The 16,521-nt window shown below is 67.1% G+C and carries 15 protein-coding genes and 1 tRNA gene; 5 read left to right on the plus strand and 11 right to left on the minus strand.

The window, feature by feature from the left end; all coding sequences use genetic code 11:
- The 7 genes from RHOOR87_RS0105325 to grxD all read right to left on the minus strand — a co-directional run bounded on the left by RHOOR87_RS0105325 (position 1) and on the right by grxD (position 8,967).
- Positions 1 to 77, minus strand: a tRNA-Asn gene (locus tag RHOOR87_RS0105325).
- A 69-nt stretch (positions 78 to 146) separates the two neighbouring features.
- Complete coding sequence (gene ppnN / locus RHOOR87_RS0105330) at positions 147 to 1,547, minus strand: nucleotide 5'-monophosphate nucleosidase PpnN (RefSeq protein WP_027484442.1); 1,401 nt, start codon at positions 1,545 to 1,547, stop codon at positions 147 to 149.
- A 151-nt stretch (positions 1,548 to 1,698) separates the two neighbouring features.
- Complete coding sequence (locus RHOOR87_RS0105335; RefSeq protein WP_027484443.1) at positions 1,699 to 5,037, minus strand: TonB-dependent receptor; 3,339 nt, start codon at positions 5,035 to 5,037, stop codon at positions 1,699 to 1,701.
- Positions 5,038 to 5,400: 363 nt separating this feature from the next.
- Positions 5,401 to 7,113, minus strand: a complete 1,713-nt coding sequence (locus RHOOR87_RS0105340) for a lysophospholipid acyltransferase family protein (RefSeq protein ID WP_007507493.1) — start codon at positions 7,111 to 7,113, stop codon at positions 5,401 to 5,403.
- Positions 7,114 to 7,211: 98 nt separating this feature from the next.
- A complete protein-coding gene (locus RHOOR87_RS0105345) occupies positions 7,212 to 7,811 on the minus strand; it encodes a YhgN family NAAT transporter (RefSeq protein WP_007507491.1) in 600 nt (199 codons plus the stop codon).
- A gap of 65 nt (positions 7,812 to 7,876) precedes the next feature.
- The gene (locus RHOOR87_RS0105350; RefSeq protein WP_015448458.1) at positions 7,877 to 8,647 is read right to left on the minus strand and encodes an SDR family NAD(P)-dependent oxidoreductase; all 771 of its coding nucleotides are present in this window, start codon (positions 8,645 to 8,647) and stop codon (positions 7,877 to 7,879) included.
- Positions 8,644 to 8,967, minus strand: a complete 324-nt coding sequence (gene grxD, locus RHOOR87_RS0105355) for a Grx4 family monothiol glutaredoxin (RefSeq protein ID WP_007507486.1) — start codon at positions 8,965 to 8,967, stop codon at positions 8,644 to 8,646. The genes RHOOR87_RS0105350 and grxD overlap by 4 nt, the downstream gene beginning before the upstream one ends.
- A gap of 113 nt (positions 8,968 to 9,080) precedes the next feature.
- Between grxD and RHOOR87_RS0105360 the strand changes: the two genes are divergently transcribed.
- On the plus strand, positions 9,081 to 9,674 hold the full coding sequence (locus RHOOR87_RS0105360; protein WP_007507484.1) for a Fe-Mn family superoxide dismutase: 594 nt from the start codon (positions 9,081 to 9,083) through the stop codon (positions 9,672 to 9,674).
- A 67-nt stretch (positions 9,675 to 9,741) separates the two neighbouring features.
- On the opposite strand, the gene RHOOR87_RS0105365 is transcribed toward RHOOR87_RS0105360, so the two are convergent.
- Together RHOOR87_RS0105365 and purE are read right to left on the minus strand one after the other, a co-directional pair.
- Entirely contained in the window at positions 9,742 to 10,896 is a 1,155-nt protein-coding gene (locus RHOOR87_RS0105365; protein ID WP_027484444.1) for a 5-(carboxyamino)imidazole ribonucleotide synthase, read from the minus strand.
- Positions 10,893 to 11,396, minus strand: a complete 504-nt coding sequence (gene purE, locus RHOOR87_RS0105370) for a 5-(carboxyamino)imidazole ribonucleotide mutase (protein WP_007507480.1) — start codon at positions 11,394 to 11,396, stop codon at positions 10,893 to 10,895. Before purE ends, RHOOR87_RS0105365 begins: the two co-directional genes overlap by 4 nt.
- Before the next feature lie 58 nt (positions 11,397 to 11,454).
- On the opposite strand from purE, the gene RHOOR87_RS0105375 reads away from it, so the two are divergent.
- From RHOOR87_RS0105375 to RHOOR87_RS0105390, 4 genes are all read left to right on the plus strand, one after another.
- Positions 11,455 to 11,724, plus strand: a complete 270-nt coding sequence (locus tag RHOOR87_RS0105375; protein WP_007507478.1) for a Trm112 family protein — start codon at positions 11,455 to 11,457, stop codon at positions 11,722 to 11,724.
- Positions 11,725 to 11,846: 122 nt separating this feature from the next.
- The gene (locus RHOOR87_RS0105380; protein WP_007507475.1) at positions 11,847 to 14,096 is read left to right on the plus strand and encodes a DUF1631 domain-containing protein; all 2,250 of its coding nucleotides are present in this window, start codon (positions 11,847 to 11,849) and stop codon (positions 14,094 to 14,096) included.
- Positions 14,093 to 14,950, plus strand: coding sequence for a carboxylating nicotinate-nucleotide diphosphorylase (gene nadC / locus RHOOR87_RS0105385; RefSeq protein WP_015448462.1), 858 nt, complete (start codon positions 14,093 to 14,095; stop codon positions 14,948 to 14,950). Before RHOOR87_RS0105380 ends, nadC begins: the two co-directional genes overlap by 4 nt.
- 43 nt (positions 14,951 to 14,993) lie before the next feature.
- Positions 14,994 to 15,389: a DUF3301 domain-containing protein gene (locus tag RHOOR87_RS0105390; RefSeq protein ID WP_007507471.1), complete on the plus strand. Its 396-nt coding sequence runs from the start codon at positions 14,994 to 14,996 to the stop codon at positions 15,387 to 15,389.
- A 45-nt stretch (positions 15,390 to 15,434) separates the two neighbouring features.
- Here the strand turns inward: RHOOR87_RS0105390 and RHOOR87_RS0105395 are convergent, their stop codons facing one another.
- Together RHOOR87_RS0105395 and RHOOR87_RS0105400 are read right to left on the minus strand one after the other, a co-directional pair.
- Positions 15,435 to 15,893: a ClpXP protease specificity-enhancing factor gene (locus RHOOR87_RS0105395; protein ID WP_027484445.1), complete on the minus strand. Its 459-nt coding sequence runs from the start codon at positions 15,891 to 15,893 to the stop codon at positions 15,435 to 15,437.
- Entirely contained in the window at positions 15,880 to 16,518 is a 639-nt protein-coding gene (locus tag RHOOR87_RS0105400; protein ID WP_007507466.1) for a glutathione S-transferase N-terminal domain-containing protein, read from the minus strand. The genes RHOOR87_RS0105395 and RHOOR87_RS0105400 overlap by 14 nt, the downstream gene beginning before the upstream one ends.
- Between the last annotated feature and the right edge of the window lie 3 nt (positions 16,519 to 16,521).

Here is a 16,521-nt window from a genome sequence, read left to right on the forward strand (position 1 = left end):
TGGCGCCCGAAGTTGGACTCGAACCAACGACCCCCTGATTAACAGTCAAGTGCTCTAACCGGCTGAGCTATTCGGGCGGGAGCTGCGTAGTTTGCTGAGCACCCGACAAACTGTCAAGCCGCGCCGGGGGCTGCCGCCGCACTTCGTCAGGCGCTCAGCACCCGGTAGCACGGCACGTACGCGGTGCCGCCGGGAAGCTTCATGCGGTGCTGGTCGACGAAGGCCTGCAGCAGCTTGTCCAGTGCCCGCATGATGTCCGCGTCGCCGTCGATGGCGAACGGGCCGTGCTGTTCGATCGCCTGCACGCCTTCTTCCTTCACGTTGCCGGCGACGATGCCGGAAAACGCCCGACGCAGGTCGGCCGCCAGCGCGTGCCGCGGACGCTCGCGGTGGATCTGCAGCGCGCGCATCGCCTCGTGGGTGGGGCGGAACGGCTGCTGGAACTCCAGTGGAATCTGCAGCGCCCAGTTGAAGAAGAACGCATCCTTGGTGTCGAGCCGATTGTGGCGCACTTTTTCCAGGCCCTTGATCATCATCCTCGCGACCGTTTCCGGATCGTCGACCACGATCTGGTAGTGCCGGGCCACCTCGTCGCCCAGGCTGAGCCGCAGGAAGCGGTCGATCTGCTCGAAATAGGCGGCCGACTGGCGCGGCCCGGTGAAGATCAGCGGGAACGGCGTGCTGGCGTTGTCCGGGTGCAGCAGGATGCCGAGCAGATAGAGGATTTCCTCGGCGGTGCCGACGCCGCCGGGGAACACGATGATGCCGTGGCCCAGGCGCACGAACGCCTCCAGCCGCTTCTCGATGTCCGGCATAATCACCAGGTGGTTGACAATCGGGTTCGGCGACTCGGCCGCGATGATGCCCGGCTCGGTGATGCCGATGTAGCGGTTGTGCCGGCGCCGCTGCTTGGCGTGCGAGATGGTGGCGCCCTTCATCGGCCCCTTCATCGCGCCGGGGCCGCAGCCGGTGCAGATGTCCAGCCCGCGCAGGCCAAGCTGGTAGCCGACCAGCTTGGTGTAGTCGTACTCCTCGCGCGAGATCGAGTGGCCGCCCCAGCAAACCACCAGGTTCGGATCGACCTGCGGCTTCAGGATGCGCGCGTTGCGCAGGATCTCGAACACGCTCTGGGTCAGCGCGGCGGAGGCGTCCAGGTCGAAGCCGATCTGTTCCAGTTGGGTCGACACGTAGACGATGTCGCGCACCACCGCGACCAGCAGCTCGTTGATGCCGCGGATGATCTGGCCGTCCACGAACGCCTGTGCCGGTGCGTTCGACAGCTCGATCTTCATGCCGCGGTCCTGCTGCAGCACCTGGATGTCGAAATCCGGATACTGCTCCAGGATCGCGCGCGGATCATCGCTGATGTTGCCCGATGTCAGCACCGCCAGTGCGCAACGGCGCAGCAGCGCATGCAGGCCCGAGCCGCTGGCGCCGCGCAGGCGCGCCACTTCATGGCGCGAAAGTACGTCCAGGCCGCCGATGGGTGAGATCCGTGCGCTGACCGTGCTGGGCTTGCCGGCACGGCCGGCCTGAAAATCGTTCATCCGCTAATTCTCCTGCCGCTGACGGCGTGGCTGCCTCATGCAGCGCCGTGGCGGACCGCCTAGCATCCCTTGCTCGGCAGGCATGGGTCAAGACAAGAAAAAACCGGCGCCCTCGCGGGCGCCGGTCCTGGGCCAAGCCGGTGACGGGCGATCAGAACGTGTACTTGACCGTCAGCAACACCGACCAGCGCTGGGCGAGATCGTCGCCGAAGTTCACGTAGGTCGGGATGGCGCGCGGCGCGTAGTTGCCGTTCGCATTGGTGTAGTTGCCGCCACTGATGTCGTAGATGTACTTGCCGGTGGCAGGATCCACGCCGTAGTAGTCGGCGAGGGCGCGGCCACCCGGGAAGGCCACCCGCTTCTCGATGCCCCACTTCTTGTTCAGCAGGTTCGTGAAGTTGTAGACGTCGAGCTTGATGATGCCCTTGTTGCCCTTGAAGATGCCCGGAATCTCCTGGCTGAAGCTCAGGTCGATCTGGTTGATCCAGCCCGCGCGATCACCGTTGCGACCGGCGATGCCGCCCTGGTGATCCTTCAGGTAGTCGTTCTTCTGGATGTAGGCGTAGAACTGATCGATCCTCTGCTGGCTGACATTGGAGCGGAACTCCACCTCGCCCGGCTTCGGAATGTAGACCAGGTCGTTGGTGACGCCGTCGCCGTTGGCGTCGTTGCCGAAGGCCCAGCTGTACGGAGCGGCGTTGTGGCCGTCGTAGAAGATGCTGGCGCTGGTGGCGTAGTCGCCGAAGAAGCGATGCTGCCAGTTCAGGCTCGCCAGCACGCGGCGCGGAATCGAGTAGTTCGACGGGCTCGCCTTGTTCTCGCCCGGGTTGGTGATGTAGCTGTTGACATAGTTCGAACGGGCGACGCTCGACGTACCCGGGTTCACTTCGGTGGCGCGGCTCCAAGTGAAGCCGACCATGCCCGACCAGTCCTCCGAGAACGGCTTCTTCAACGACAGCGCCAAGCTGTCCGCCTTGCCGCGGCTGGTGTTAGCCAGGTTGATGGTGCCGTCGGTGAACGCCTTGTTGGCCAGGTAGCGGTTCGACTGTGCCTTGTTGCGCGGATCCAGCGAGATGTCCTTGTAATAGCTGAAGCGGCCGTCCGGCAGCACGGCGGTGGGCGCGCCAGTGTTGTAGTTCTGGTACCAGATCGCGTCACGCACCTTGATGTGCTCGTAGTCGGCGGTGGCGATCAGGCCCCACCACGGCAGCTCCTTGTCGAAGCCCAGGCTGAGCTTCCACACGCTCGGCAGGCGGAAGCCCGGCTCGATCGTGTTGACGGTCTGGGCGCCGGTGCCCGGCGTGCCGTCGTTCTGGTGGTGCGGGTCGGCGCTGAACGCCGGCAGGTTGGTCTTGCAGCCTGACTGCGTGGGACCGCAGTTGAACTGGGTCTGGGTGACGCCCGAGTTGGAGTAGATGTTGCCAAGCCACACGGTCGGCGGGTTGGAGATGAACAGGCCCGCACCGCCGCGCAGCTGGGTCATGCGCTCGGTGTCGAACGCATAGTTGAACGACAGGCGCGGCTGCACCACGCGGTTGCCGTTGATGGTGGTCTGGTTGGTGCGGCCGAAGCCGTCCGTGGCCGGGGTGCCAGTGTGGGTGGCCGGGTTGTACGTGCCCGCTACCGGGGCAGCGGCGAACTTGGCGTTGTACAGCGGCTGGTCGCTGACCAGCGGAATGTCTACGCGCACGCCATACTGCACCGACAGGTTCGGGTTGACCTGCCAGGTATCCTGCAGGAACACGCCCCACTGCTTCATGCGGAAGGCGGCGGCGACGTCGGCCGTGCTCAGGCCGTCCGCCGGGCGGTTGTAGCGGTACTGGTAGTAGCTGCCGCGCTTGAAGTTCTCCAGGCCGGTGTACGGCTTGCCGGTGGCCGGATTGATGTCGGCACTGTCCTCGAACGTGTAGCTGCCGTAGGCATTCTGCATGAACAGGTTGTAGATGTCGTTGTGCTCGTAGTCGAAGCCGCCCTTGATCGTGTGGTCACCGGCGTAATAGGTGCCGGCCCAGGCGAAGTTCAGCGTCTTGGTCTTGAGCACGTTGGCCTGGCTGGAGTACTCGGTGCCGAACTCCACCGAAGTGCCGTCGCTGAAGGTGGTCGGGTACACCCTCACGTCCGGGCTGGCGACACCGTTGTAGGGGCCGCGCAGCTGGTCGAACTTCGCGTACGACAGCGTGGTGTCGGTGGAGAAGTTCGACGACCAGTCGTCGTAGAAGTGCAGCGCGTAGCTCTTGTTGTCGACGTTGGTGGTGTACCAGCCGCTGGACAGGACCAGGTTGGTGTTGGTACCGGTGATGACCGGCTTGGTTTCCTTAGTGCGGCTGTAGGTGAAGCTGGCGCGGTGGTTGTCGCTGATGTTCCAGTCGATCTTGCCGAGGTAGCGCTTGTCCTGCAGGTTGGTGTTGCCGCCGCCGTAGCTGCCCGGGTCGGCCAGGCCCAGCGCCTTGGCGGCGTCGATCACCTTTTGCACCTGGGTCGAGGTCAGCCCGGCGATCGGCGTGGAAGCACCGGAATCCGCCGGACCATACGGGCTGCCCGCGCCTACCTTCACGCTCTTTTCCGCGGAAAGGAAGAAGAACAGCTTGTCCTTGACGATCGGGCCGCCCACGGTCGCGCCGCCCGTCCACTGGCGATCGAACGCGGTGTACTTCGCGTCGTTCTCGTTCTTGCCGATCATGTTCTGGTTCTGGAACACGTAGTAGACCGAACCATGGAAATCGTTGGTGCCGCTCTTGGTGACGGCATTCACGTTGGCGCCCACGCCCCGACGGATGGAGGTGTCGTAGTTCGCCGTGGAGATGTTGTACTCCTCGATCGTGTCCTGCGAGATCGGCGTGGCCAGCGTCGGCAGGCCGTTCGCGTTCAGGCCGAACGGATCGTTCGCGCTGACCGAGTCCACCGTGATGTTGTTGTAGCGGCTGTTCTGGCCGATGGCCGAGAACTCGCCGCGCTCGCGGTCGGTGATCACGATGCGCGGGTCGAGGCGGACGATGTTCTGGATCGAACGGTCCGGCGCCGGCATGGCCTCGATCTCGCGCCGGGAGACGTTGGTCGAGATGCCCTTGTTGTCGGGGCTGAAGGTCTGCGCCAGGGTGCTGGCCGAGACCGTCACGCCGCCCAGTTCGGTGGCCTGCTGCGCACTGGCACCGGCCAGCGTGATGTTGATGGCCGATTCCTGGGCCAGCTGCAGGTAGACGTTGTCGTGGTCGGCCTGCACACCGTCCTTGCTGGCCTTCACGTCGAACGGACCACCGACGCGCAGGCCCTGTGCCGCATAGCGGCCGTTGCTGTCGGTGGTGACCACCTTGGTGGTGCCCGACGGCTCATGCACGATCTGCACGGTGGCGCCGGCCACCGGCTGGCCCTTCGCGTCGAGCACGCGGCCGCTGATCGAGGAGGAGGTGTCCTGCGCGATGGCGGGCACCGACGCCGCCAGCAGCGAGGCAATGGCAAACGGCAGGAGTTTGGCGCGAATTCGGCTGTTCATTCTTGGGTCGTCCCTCAGGCTCGCAACGAAAAAAACGCTTGTTTGGGGCCAAAACCGCCGCCTGCCCATCAGCTGCCAGGCGTGACCGGACGCAATGCGTGACCCCGGTTGTGGTATCGCCGCCACTCCACGGAGCATGGAGCCGCAAATAAGCTTCGCTCGCCGAACTTTTCCGCCTACGGCGATTGTTAAGCAACTTTAACGATATTGTATGACATTTTTGTAACAACTACACGTCGACGGCCATCATCGAATTTCCCCCAAGCCGCGTAGCGAACCGTTACGGATCAATGGGATAGATTCGACCCGTCATCTCCATCGCGTCCCTGCCGCGCCACACCGGCCTGCCCTGCCTATACCGGATCACTCCCGCTTGCTGAGATATCGCGCACGTTTCGCCGGCTTCAGGTTGACCAGGTCGAGCATCACCAGGCCATCCACGCAGCCGGAAAAACCCGGATCCTCGCCGAAGTCGAGGAATTGCACGCCGGCGGGCTCGACCAGATCCACATACTGGCGATACAGCACCGGCATGCTGACGCCCAGCGCGTCCAGATGGTGTTTCAGCTTGCCCAGCCCGGCAATGGCGTCCAGCCCATCCAGCGCCTCACGCACGCCCTGCACCACCTCGGGCGAGACCACGAAGGGCTGGCGCGCGGCGGCCAGTCCCGGCACACCGAAATAATGCTGGTGCGCCGCGGCGATCCATTCGCGCGCCTCGCGCGGCAGGCTCATCGACATGCTCACCGGACCGAACAGGTAGCGCAGTTCCGGGTGCCGCTGCAGGTACAGGCCGATGCCCTGCCACAACTGGTCCAGTGCGCGCGAACGCCAGTAGGCCGGCGCAATGAAGCTGCGCCCCAGCTCCAGTCCCTGCGCCAGCCGCGACTCCAGCGCCGGCGAATAGTCGAACAGGCTGGAGGTGTACAGGCCGGCCATGCCGCGTTCGGCGATCAGCCGGCCGCCGTGGCCGAAGCGATAGGCGCCGACGATACGCAGCGCCTGCGGATCCCACAGCACCAGGTGTTCGTAATGCGGGTCGTAGGCGTCCAGGTCGCGCCGGGCGCCGGTGCCCTCGCCGACCTTGCGGAACGTCAGTTCGCGCAGGCGGCCGATCTCGCGCATCACCGCGCTGTCGGGCGTGCCCATGAACAGCCAGGCCTGCTTGCCGTCGCCCAGGTCGGCCAGTTTTTCGCAGCGCGCCAGCCCCGCCGCGACCTCCGCGGCCGGCTCGGGCAAGGCCAGCGGCGCCTGGCCGCCGAACACCAGGCCGCGATGCTGGCCGACCCGGTAGACATGCCGGCGCATCAGCTTGGCGGCCTGCTTCGGCGAGCTGCCGCTGCGTTGCGCCAGCTCCTCGGCACCGACCAGGGCGCCGATGCTGAAACCGATCCGCCGCTTGCCGGGCGCCACTGCCTCGCGCGGCAGCATCGCCGTGCTCAGCGGCTTGGCCAGCATCGACAGGCCGTAGAACATGGCCGAGTTGCGAGCCGAGACGTGCACCGGCAGTACCGGCGTCTTGCTGCGCAAGGACAGCCGCGCGAAGCCGTCCGACCAGCGGCCGTCGCGCACGCCACCGGGGCGCACGCGCGACACTTCGCCAGCGGGAAACACGATCAGCGCCTCGCCATTCTCCAGCGCCCGATAGATGCCGCGCAGGCGCGAGGCGGCGCCCTTGCCGAACACGTCCACCGGCAGCAGCAACTGGCCCAGCTGCGGCACCGTCGCCAGCCAGTCGTTGCCGAGGATGCGCGCGTCGCGGCGGACCGAGCCGATCAGCTGCAGCAGCGCCAGTGCGTCCTGCATGCCCAGCGGATGGTTGGCCACCACCAGCAGCGGGCCGTCGACGGGAATGTTCTCCAGATCGCCGGGGTTGACGTGATGGCTGGTACCGAGCACGTCCAGCACGCGATCGACGAAGTCGAAGCCTTCGGCGGCGCCGACCCGGTCCAGCACGCGGTTGAAGCCGTCTTCGTCGGCCAGGCGCCCGAGCATGCCGGCCATCGGGCGCCGCAGGCGGGGGTACTGCGCCAACCACGGCAGTCGATCGACAAGGGACTGTTCGATGCTCAGCATGTCTGCCTCCTCGGATTCCCCCCATCCTGGCGGCCGATTATGACAGCCGCACGAACATGCGAACCGGGTCCTGCGACAACAGGGGCAAGATCACCGTTTCAAACGTTCATGTGCAGGAACGACGCCACGCCGGCCATGAACATCTGCACCGACAAGGCGATCAGCAGCATGCCCATCACGCGTTCCAGCGCGGTCAGCACGCTCTCGCCCAGCCAGCGGAACAGATAGGTGGCGCTGAGCAGGATCAGCGAACTGGCCAGCCACGCCAGCAGCAGCGCGATGGTCCAGTCGGCGGTACGACCGGGCTGGGTATTGGTCAGCAGCAGCAACGCCGCCATCGCCGAGGGGCCGGCCACGCCGGGGATCGCCATCGGCACGATGAACGGCTCGCCGCCGCCGGCCTTGCCGAAGATGCCGCTGCCGTCGGCCGGCGGAAACACCATGCGGATGCCGATCAGGAACAGCACGATGCCGCCGGCGATGCTGATCGACTCCTGCTTCAGCTGCAGCAGCCGCAAGAAATACTGGCCGCCGAACAGGAACGCCAGCAGCACACCCAGCGCGATCAGCAGCTCGCGCACCATGACGCGACGCCGCCGCTTCGGCGGCACGTCCTTCAGCAGGCTCAGGAACAGCGGGATGTTGCCCAGCGGATCCATGATCAGGAACAGCAGGATGCCCGCCGACAGTGTGGTCATCTGCGATTCCATCTCGACTCCATTTTCGTTGGGCGGACGCCACGCCGGCGCCGCCGGGCAACCGTTCAGTCGACCCGCAAATCCAGTATGGCCCCACGCGCCGCCGCGCCCTGCGCGCTGAGCAGATAGACCGCGGCGGCAGCAGCCGCATCCGGCAGCGGTCGCTGCAGGATATCTTCGCCGAAATAAGCCAGCTGCCGCAGCGCCGTGCGCATCGGCGCGGGCAGCAGTGCATGGGTGCGCAGCGGGCCGTTATCGGTCTCCTCGTGCAGGATCGCCACGAACCGTTCCAGCGCCGCCTTCGATACGCCGTAGCCGCCCCAGTGCGCGCGCTGCAGCAGCGCGGGATCATCCAGCACAAACACCACCGCGCTGTCGGCGGCCTGGGTCAGCAGCGGCAGGCAGGCCTGGGTCAGCGCGAACGGCGCGTTGACGTTGACGTGCATCGCGCGCAGCCAGGCATCCGGCTTGTGCATGCTGATCGGGGTCAACCCGCCGAAACTGACCGCCGCGTGCACGATGCCGTCGAGCCGGCCGAAGTCGCGCTCCAGCCCCTCGGCCAGCGCAGCGTATTCGCGCGGCGTGGCCACTTCCATGTCCAGCGGATGGATCACCGGCTCGGCCAGGCCTTCGGCCAGCATCGCGTCGTACAGCTGTTCCAGCTGACGTTTGCGCTTGCCGGTGATCACCACCGTGGCGCCCGCTCGCGACACAGCTCGCGCCACCGCGCCGCCGAGCCCGCCGTAGGCGCCAGTGACCAGCACCACGCGACCGGCCAGGGTCTCGGGGGGCGGCTGCCAGCCGACCGGCAATCGGGAAACCGGCAGCGTCGTCAAGGCGCCACCCCGGCCACGTCGCTGGCCATGCGCGACAATTCGCCGGAGGACTTCAGATCCTCGACGATGTCGCAGCCGCCGATCAGTTCGCCCTGGATGAACAGCTGTGGAAAGGTCGGCCAGTTGGAGAAGTGCGGCAGCGCCGCGCGGATCTGCGGATCGGCCAGCACGTTGACCGCATGGAACACGGCGCCGGCCTCGGTCAACGCCCTGGCCGCGCGACTGGAAAAGCCGCACATCGGAAATTCGGGCGTGCCCTTCATGAAAAGCACGATGGGATGCGCGGCCAGCATCGCCTTGATTTGCTCGTTGATGTCCATAGCTCGGTGATTCATCTTTACAATGCAGGCAGACCGGTATTGTATCAGTCACCCGTCGGCTGCCGTCCGCTGCGCCGGCCTTTTCTCCCCCGCCACCGTCAAGGAGCCTCATCATGGCGATCGAACTTCCTCCGCTGCCGTACGAAAAGAACGCACTGGAACCGCACATTTCCGCCGAAACGCTGGAGTACCACTACGGCAAGCACCACCAGGCCTACGTGACCAACCTCAACAAGCTGATCGAGGGCACCGAGTTCGCCAACGCGCCGCTCGAGGAAATCATCCGGAAGTCGTCCGGCGGCGTGTTCAACAACGCCGCGCAGATCTGGAACCACACGTTCTACTGGAACTCGATGAGCCCCAGCGCTCCCCAAGGCCGGGGCGGCGGCGCACCGAGCGGCAAGCTGGCCGACGCGATCACCAAGGCGTTCGGCTCGTTCGACAAGTTCAAGGAGGAGTTCAGCAAATCCGCCGCCGGCAACTTCGGCTCGGGCTGGACCTGGCTGGTGCAGCGCCCGGACGGCTCGCTCGGCATCGTCAACACCTCGAACGCGGCCACCCCGATCACCGGCAGCGACAAGCCGCTGTTCACCACTGACGTGTGGGAACACGCCTACTACATCGACTACCGCAACGCCCGCCCGAAGTACGTCGAGGCGTTCTGGAACCTGGTGAACTGGGAATTCGCAGCCGGCAACCTGGCCTGACTCCCCCATCGCAAACAAAAAAACGGAGCCCTGGCGGCTCCGTTTTTTTGTGCCCATGCCCGGCGGTTCAAGCGAGCACGGACAACACCGGCGCCACCTGCGCCTCGCGCCCGAGTGCCACGGCCATACCACCCAGCCGTGTGGCCAACAGTCCGGCATCGGGTGCGCACACCGTGGCATGGCCCACCTTGCGGCCTGGCCGGGCCTGCTTGCCATAGTCGTGCCAGTGCGCATCGACGCCCTGCAATACCGCCGTGGCGTCAGGCAGCTCGCCGATCCAGTTGAACATCGCCGACGGGCTGCGTGCGCCGGTGTCGCCCAGCGGCAAGCCGAGCACCGCGCGCACGTGATTCTCGAACTGGCTGGTGTGGGCGCCCTCGATGGTCCAGTGGCCGGAATTGTGCACCCGCGGCGCCATCTCGTTGCCCAGCAGTTCGCCGTTCCTGACGAACAGCTCCAGCGCGAACACGCCGACGTAGTCCAGCCGCTCGGCCAGCGTGCGGGCCAGCTCGGTGGCGCGCGGCTGCAGCAGCTCGATATCCGGCGCCGGTGCCAGGCTCATCGACAGCACGCCGTCGACATGCCAGTTGCGGGTCAGCGGCCAGGTGCGGAAATCGCCATCGCGCCCGCGCACGGCGAGCACCGACAGTTCGCGTTCGAACGGCACGAACGCCTCCAGGATCAGGCCATGCTTCGCCGCCTGCGCGCCGAGCGCGGCCCACGCCGGGTCCGCATCCGCCAGGTCATGCAGACGGAACTGGCCCTTGCCGTCGTAACCGAGCCGGCGCGTCTTCAGGATCGCCGGTGCGCCGACCGTCGCCAGCGCCTGGTCCAGTTGCGCGCGCGTGTCCACCGTCATGAAATCCGGAGTGGGCAGCCCACACTCGCGGAACAGGGTCTTCTCGGCCAGCCGGTCCTGCGCCACCGCCAGCGCGCGCGGGTTCGGAAACACCGCCACCCGTTCGGCCAGCCGCTGCGCCGTCTCGGCCGGCACGTTCTCGAAATCGAAGGTGACCACGTCGACCCGGGCGGCGAACGCCTCCAGCGCGGCATAGTCGGTCCAGTCGGCTACCAGCAGCGGCGCGACCTGTCCCGCACAGGCGTCGGCCACGCTGTCCACCGCCAGTGTCTTCACGCCCAGCGGCGCTGCCGCCAGCGCCAGCATGCGCGCCAGCTGGCCGCCGCCGAGTACGCCCAGCACGGGTTGACGTCGCCCGCTCATTGACGCGGATCCGGCTGTTCCAGCACGGCCCGGGTCTGGCGTGTGCGCCAGTGGTCCAGCGCCGTGGCCAGCGCCGGGTCATGCAGCGCCAGCACCGCGGCGGCCAGCAGGCCGGCGTTCACGGCGCCGGCGCGGCCGATCGCCAGGGTGCCGACCGGGATGCCGGCCGGCATCTGCACGATCGACAGCAGCGAATCCATCCCGTTCAGCGCCTTCGACTGCACCGGCACGCCGAACACCGGTAGGCGCGTCTTGGCCGCCAGCATGCCGGGCAGATGGGCGGCACCGCCGGCGCCGGCGATGATCACCTGGATCCCGCGCGCCGGCGCCTGTTCGGCGTAGCTGAACAGCAGGTCCGGCGTGCGGTGGGCGGAAACCACCTGCACCTCGTGCGGCACGCCCAGCTCGGTCAGCACGTTGGCCGCGTGCTGCATGGTTTCCCAGTCCGAACGCGAGCCCATCACCACGCCGATGCGCGGCGCTCTGCTTGTTCCTGTCATGGCCGGGCCGTCCAAAAGCGGCTATTGTACGGGCTTTCCCCACCCCGCACACCCAAGCATGGACAAGCGTCTGCTCGACATCCTGTGCTGCCCGGTCAGCAAAATGCCACTGCGTCCGCTGGGCAAGCGCGAACTCGACGCGCTGAACGACGCCATCGGCGCCGGCAAGGTCGACACCGTGGCCGGCGCCGCCGTGCACGAGCGGGTCGGCGAAGGCCTGATCACCACCGACCACAAGGTGATCTACCGGGTCGAGGACGGCATTCCGGTGATGCTGCCCGAGGAAGGCATCGGTACCACCCAGCTGACCGGCTTCCCCGCCGGCTGAAAGCGCCTGGCGGCTGAAAGCGCCCGGCGCATGACACGGGTACCTGCTTTGCCTTATCGTCGACACTTGCGCGGCTCCCTCCCGGGTTGGATCGCGCACTGCAATGTTCCAGGGGGTTGGCGATGAACGAAGCCAGTGATCCGTCCCGCGTCATCCATCTGAATCAGCGCCTGGATCCGGCCAGCGAGCGCGTCGGCGAGTTGCTCGGCTCCGTGCGCAGCATCGCCGGCAAGCGGTTGCAGCAATGGGTCGGCAATGCCTTCGAGCACGTCGACGACGCCCTGTTCGACCTGGCCGAGAAAGCCGAGAACAATGCCGCCCAGATGCATTACTTCGACGGCATGCGCGAAGTGCGCAAGCGCCGTCCGGCGGTGGAGCGCAGCTTCCTGGGCGCAATCAGCCGCCACATCGGCGAACTGCCCCACCCGCAGCTGTCGGGCAACCCGGCCTCGCCGTTCGGCACGCCCGAGCTGACGCTGGTGGCGGACAACGAGCTGGAAGAATCGCTGGCCATCACCAGCATGATCAGCAAGAACGACGCGCGCCTCGCGCGCGACCTGTTCACGGTCAACCAGCGTTTGTCAGTGATCTGCGGCGGCCGCAAGATCGAGGATTCCAGCAACCCGGTGGCGCCGGCGATCCTGGCCCAGGCATTCCGTCAGGCGCTGCACGAGCTCAGCGCCGACATGCGGGTCAAGCTGATCATCTACAAGCTGTTCGACCGCTACGTGCTGTCGTCGCTGGAAGAGCTCTACCAGGAAATCAACACCGAACTGGTGCGGGCCGGCGTGCTGCCACAGCTGCGCCACGAGGTGCTGCGCGGCGACGCGAAAGGAGCCGGCCCGGCGGCGGCCGACGCGACCGACGAGGCGACCGGCGAGATCCCCAGCGACCTGCTGCAGACCCTGCATGCGCTGTTCAGCGCGCGCCGCGGTCCTGCCGCCGGCGGCATGCACGCGATACCGAGCGGCCCGCTGCCGTCGGCGAACGAATTGCTGGGCGCGCTGAGCGTGCTGCAAAGCCAGATCGCCAGCGCCGGACCGCTGCCGTACGCGCAACCGGACGACGCCGCCGCACTGAGTCGCGAAGTGCTCCAGCTGAAAGGCCAGCTGCTGACCCAGCTTGGCGCGCTGCGCGGCGAGAAGCCCAGCAACGTCGCCACCATCGATGAAGACACCATCGACCTGGTCGGCATGCTGTTCGAATTCATCCTGGAGGACCGCAACCTGCCGGCCACGATGCAGGTGATGCTGGCGCGGCTGCAGATTCCGTACCTCAAGGCGGCGATCCTCGACCGCAAGCTGTTCGCGCATCGCCAGCACCCGGCACGCCGGCTGCTGGATTGCCTGGCCGAGCAGGCCAAAAGCTGGTCGGAGGAGTCCGACCGCGACCGCCGCCTGCACGACAAGGTGAAGTCGACCGTCGATCAGCTGCTGCACGACTTCGACGACGACATGGGCATCTTCGAGCGCCTGCTGGTCGACCTTCAGCAGTTCCAGGACCTCAACAAGCGCCGCTCCGAGCTGGCCGAGCAGCGCGTGGCCGAGTCCACCCGCGGCCGCGAGAAACTCGAGCAGGCGCGCCGCCGCGCCGCCCGCGAGATCCTCGACCGCATCGGCGAGCACAAGCTGCCGCCACTGGTGCACGGCGTGCTGGCCCGCGCATGGGCCAACCACCTGGTGCTGACCTTGCTGCGCCAGGGCGAGGGTTCGCCCGAGTTCAAGAGCGCGCTGCGCTTCGTCGACGACTTCATCGCCAGCACCAAGCCGGCAACCACCCTGGAAAGCCGGCAGGCGTTGCGGCAGATGTTGCCCGGGATCGAGCGCGCGCTGCGCCAGGGCCTGGCCAACGTGGCGTTCCAGGAACAGGATATCGAGCGTCTGCTCGGCCAGTTGCACACCTATTACCGCCAGCAGCTCGGCGAGACGCCGGAAGCCACCGAAGCGGTCGTCGTCGGTGAGGACGCCGCGATGCTGGCAATCCCCGACAGCATCCAGCCGGTCATCGACCAGGACACCACGCCGCCGGACAGCGTCGAAGAGGACCTCGTCGAGGCACCGCTGGACAGTCCGGAATGGCACCAGGTGCAGTCGCTGCAACCAGGCACCTGGCTGGAGTTTTGCCTGCCCGACGAGCCGATGACCCGGGCCAAGCTGTCGTGGATCAGCCCGATGAGCGGCCGCTACCTGTTCGTCAACCGGCGCGGCCTGAAGGTGGCCGACTATTCGCCGCAGGAATTGACCGTGCTGATCACCGATGGCCACGCCCGCATGCTCGCCGCCAACGCGCTGTTCGACCGCGCGATGACCGCGATCGTCGACAAGCTGAGCCAGCCCGGCACCACGCCACCGGCGGACACGGCCACCGAATGAGCGGGGCTTCGTCGTTCGCGCCGCCCGACGCCGCGCAGATCGCCGCCGACGTCGAACGCGCCTTTGCCGAGGATCTCGGCCCGGGCGACGCCACCGCAGGGCTGCTGCCGCCCGACGCCAGGGCCCACGCCGAACTGACCTGCCGCGATGCGGCGGTGATCGCCGGTACGCCGTGGTTCGATGCCTGCTTTCGCCGGCTCGACCCGGCTGTGCAGATCGACTGGCGGGTCCGCGACGGCGACCGGGTCGCCCCCGGCACGGTGATCTGCCGCCTGTCAGGGCATGCCCGCTCGCTGGTCACCGCCGAGCGCTCGGCGCTGAATTTCCTGCAACTGCTGTCCGCCACCGCCACGGTGACCGCCGGCTATGTCGCTGCCACCGCCGGCACCGCGGTGCGCGTGCTGGACACTCGCAAGACCATCCCCGGCCTGCGCCTGGCGCAGAAATACGCGGTGCGCTGCGGCGGCGGCCACAACCAGCGCATGGGCCTGTACGACGCGGTCCTGGTCAAGGAGAACCACATCATCGCCGCCGGCAGCATCGTTGCCGCGGTGCAGGCGGCGCGCCGGCTGCATCCGGAGCTGCTGCTCGAAGTCGAAGTGGAAAACCTCGACGAGCTGGAGCAGGCGCTGCAAGCCGGCGTGGACCGGATCATGCTGGACAACTTCGAGCCGGCGCAGATGCGCGAGGCGGTGCGGTACACCGCCGGCCGCGTGCCGCTGGAAGCCTCGGGCAACATCGACCTCGGCACGATCGGCGACTACGCGCGTACCGGCGTCGACTTCATCTCGGTCGGTGCGCTGACCAAGCACGTGCACGCCATCGACCTGTCACTGCGCCTGCAACTGGACTGAACCCGCGCTTGCGCCCGCCCACCGGCGCCCACACACTGCGGGGATGAGCGACCTTTCCAACCTGTTGCTGCTGCTGGCGCTTGCCGCCGTCGTGGGACTGTGGCTGAAGCTCAGCGCGGCGCGTGAACGCGCCGTGCGCGAAGCACGCCAGCAATGCCAGCAGCACGGCGTGCAACTGCTCGACGAGACTGTCGGCCTGCGTGCCGTGCGCCTGCGCCGGATCAACGGCCTGCGCATGCTCGAGCGTTGCTACGGTTTCGAGGTGAGCATCGACGGCCACGACCGCGAGTCGGGCCGGCTGTGGATGATCGGCGACGCGCTCAGCAGCCTGAGTCTGCCCACCATCGAACTGCTGCCGCATGAGGAAGCCGCGGTACGGAACACGGCGGTAGCGTCCGGCAATGTGGTGCCGCTGCGCCCGCGCAACCGGCCGAACTGAGTAGGAGCGGAGCCCGCCGCACGGGTTGAGCGCGGCAGCCCGTTTCTACTTGACCACGCGAAGGTGCGGCGTGCTGCGTTTCGGCTTGTCGCCGCCGGCGTTGTCGGCACCCGACGCCGGCGCGGTGTCGTCGGGCTCGGGGGCCGACGGCGGCGGCGGGTCGCCGCCCTCTTCCTCGGCCGGAAACATCATGCCCTGGCCGTTCTCCTGCGCGTACAGCGCCAGCACCGCCTGCACCGGGATCTGGATCGCCTGGCTGACCCCGGAAAAGCGCGCCTGGAAGCTGATCCACTCGTTGCCGAGGTCGAGATTCGCCACCGCACGCATCGCCAGGTTGAGCACCACCTGGCCGTTCTTGATCACTTGCGGCGGCACCCGCACGCCGGCCACACCGGCGTCGACCAGCACGTACGGAGTCAGGTTGTTGTCGCTGATCCAGTCGTAGATCGCCCGCAGCAGGTACGGGCGGTTGGAGCTCATCGGTGCCGCTTCATTCTTGCTCATGGATCTGCCGCATCGCCTTTTCCTGGTCGGTCATGCTGCGCGCAAAACCCTGACTGTGGAACAAACGCTCGCCGTAATCGATCACCGGCTTGCCCTCGCGCCCCAGCTCCACGCCCAGCCACGGCAGCCGCCAGATCACCGGCGCCACCAGGCAGTCGGCCAGGCTCATTTCCGGATTGAGGAAGAACTTCGCGGCCTTGAACAGCGGCACCGAGGACAGCAGGTGCCCGCGCAGGCGCTTGCGCGCCGCGTCCGCGGGCCGGCCGCCGGCGCGGATGATGTCGACCTCGGTCAGCCAGTCCTTCTCGATGCGCACCGCGGCCACCCGCAGCCGCGCGCGCGACTGCGGATCGATCGGCATCAGCGGCGGGTGCGGATAGCGCTCGTCGAGGTATTCGCAGACCACCGAGGTGTCGAACAGGGTCAAGTCGCGGTCGACCAGGGTCGGCGTGCTGGCATACGGATTCAGGTCGACCAGGTCTTCCGGCGGTCGGGCCGGATCGACCAGTACCCGTTCGTAGCTGACCCCCTTGGCGGCCAGCACCAGCCTGGCGCGATGACATTGCACGTCGTCGGCGGTGGTGTAGAGCGTCAGTACGCTGCGTGAGCGGGCGCTTGGGACCATGCG

The sequence above is a fragment of the Rhodanobacter sp. OR87 genome (genome assembly GCF_000473345.1).
Lineage (GTDB): Bacteria > Pseudomonadota > Gammaproteobacteria > Xanthomonadales > Rhodanobacteraceae > Rhodanobacter > Rhodanobacter denitrificans.

Excerpts from the sequence above, each read along its gene's own strand:
- RHOOR87_RS0105365 (WP_027484444.1), bottom strand. The coding sequence starts at position 10,896 with ATGAGCGGGCGACGTCAACCCGTGCTGGGCGTACTCGGCGGCGGCCAG.
- RHOOR87_RS0105400 (WP_007507466.1), bottom strand. The coding sequence starts at position 16,518 with ATGGTCCCAAGCGCCCGCTCACGCAGCGTACTGACGCTCTACACCACC.
- RHOOR87_RS0105340 (WP_007507493.1), bottom strand. The coding sequence starts at position 7,113 with ATGCTGAGCATCGAACAGTCCCTTGTCGATCGACTGCCGTGGTTGGCG.
- RHOOR87_RS0105335 (WP_027484443.1), bottom strand. The coding sequence starts at position 5,037 with ATGAACAGCCGAATTCGCGCCAAACTCCTGCCGTTTGCCATTGCCTCG.
- RHOOR87_RS0105380 (WP_007507475.1), top strand. The coding sequence starts at position 11,847 with ATGAACGAAGCCAGTGATCCGTCCCGCGTCATCCATCTGAATCAGCGC.
- ppnN (WP_027484442.1), bottom strand. The coding sequence starts at position 1,547 with ATGAACGATTTTCAGGCCGGCCGTGCCGGCAAGCCCAGCACGGTCAGC.
- RHOOR87_RS0105390 (WP_007507471.1), top strand. The coding sequence starts at position 14,994 with ATGAGCGACCTTTCCAACCTGTTGCTGCTGCTGGCGCTTGCCGCCGTC.
- RHOOR87_RS0105395 (WP_027484445.1), bottom strand. The coding sequence starts at position 15,893 with ATGAGCAAGAATGAAGCGGCACCGATGAGCTCCAACCGCCCGTACCTG.
- nadC (WP_015448462.1), top strand. The coding sequence starts at position 14,093 with ATGAGCGGGGCTTCGTCGTTCGCGCCGCCCGACGCCGCGCAGATCGCC.
- purE (WP_007507480.1), bottom strand. The coding sequence starts at position 11,396 with ATGACAGGAACAAGCAGAGCGCCGCGCATCGGCGTGGTGATGGGCTCG.
- RHOOR87_RS0105360 (WP_007507484.1), top strand. The coding sequence starts at position 9,081 with ATGGCGATCGAACTTCCTCCGCTGCCGTACGAAAAGAACGCACTGGAA.
- grxD (WP_007507486.1), bottom strand. The coding sequence starts at position 8,967 with ATGGACATCAACGAGCAAATCAAGGCGATGCTGGCCGCGCATCCCATC.
- RHOOR87_RS0105345 (WP_007507491.1), bottom strand. The coding sequence starts at position 7,811 with ATGACCACACTGTCGGCGGGCATCCTGCTGTTCCTGATCATGGATCCG.
- RHOOR87_RS0105375 (WP_007507478.1), top strand. The coding sequence starts at position 11,455 with ATGGACAAGCGTCTGCTCGACATCCTGTGCTGCCCGGTCAGCAAAATG.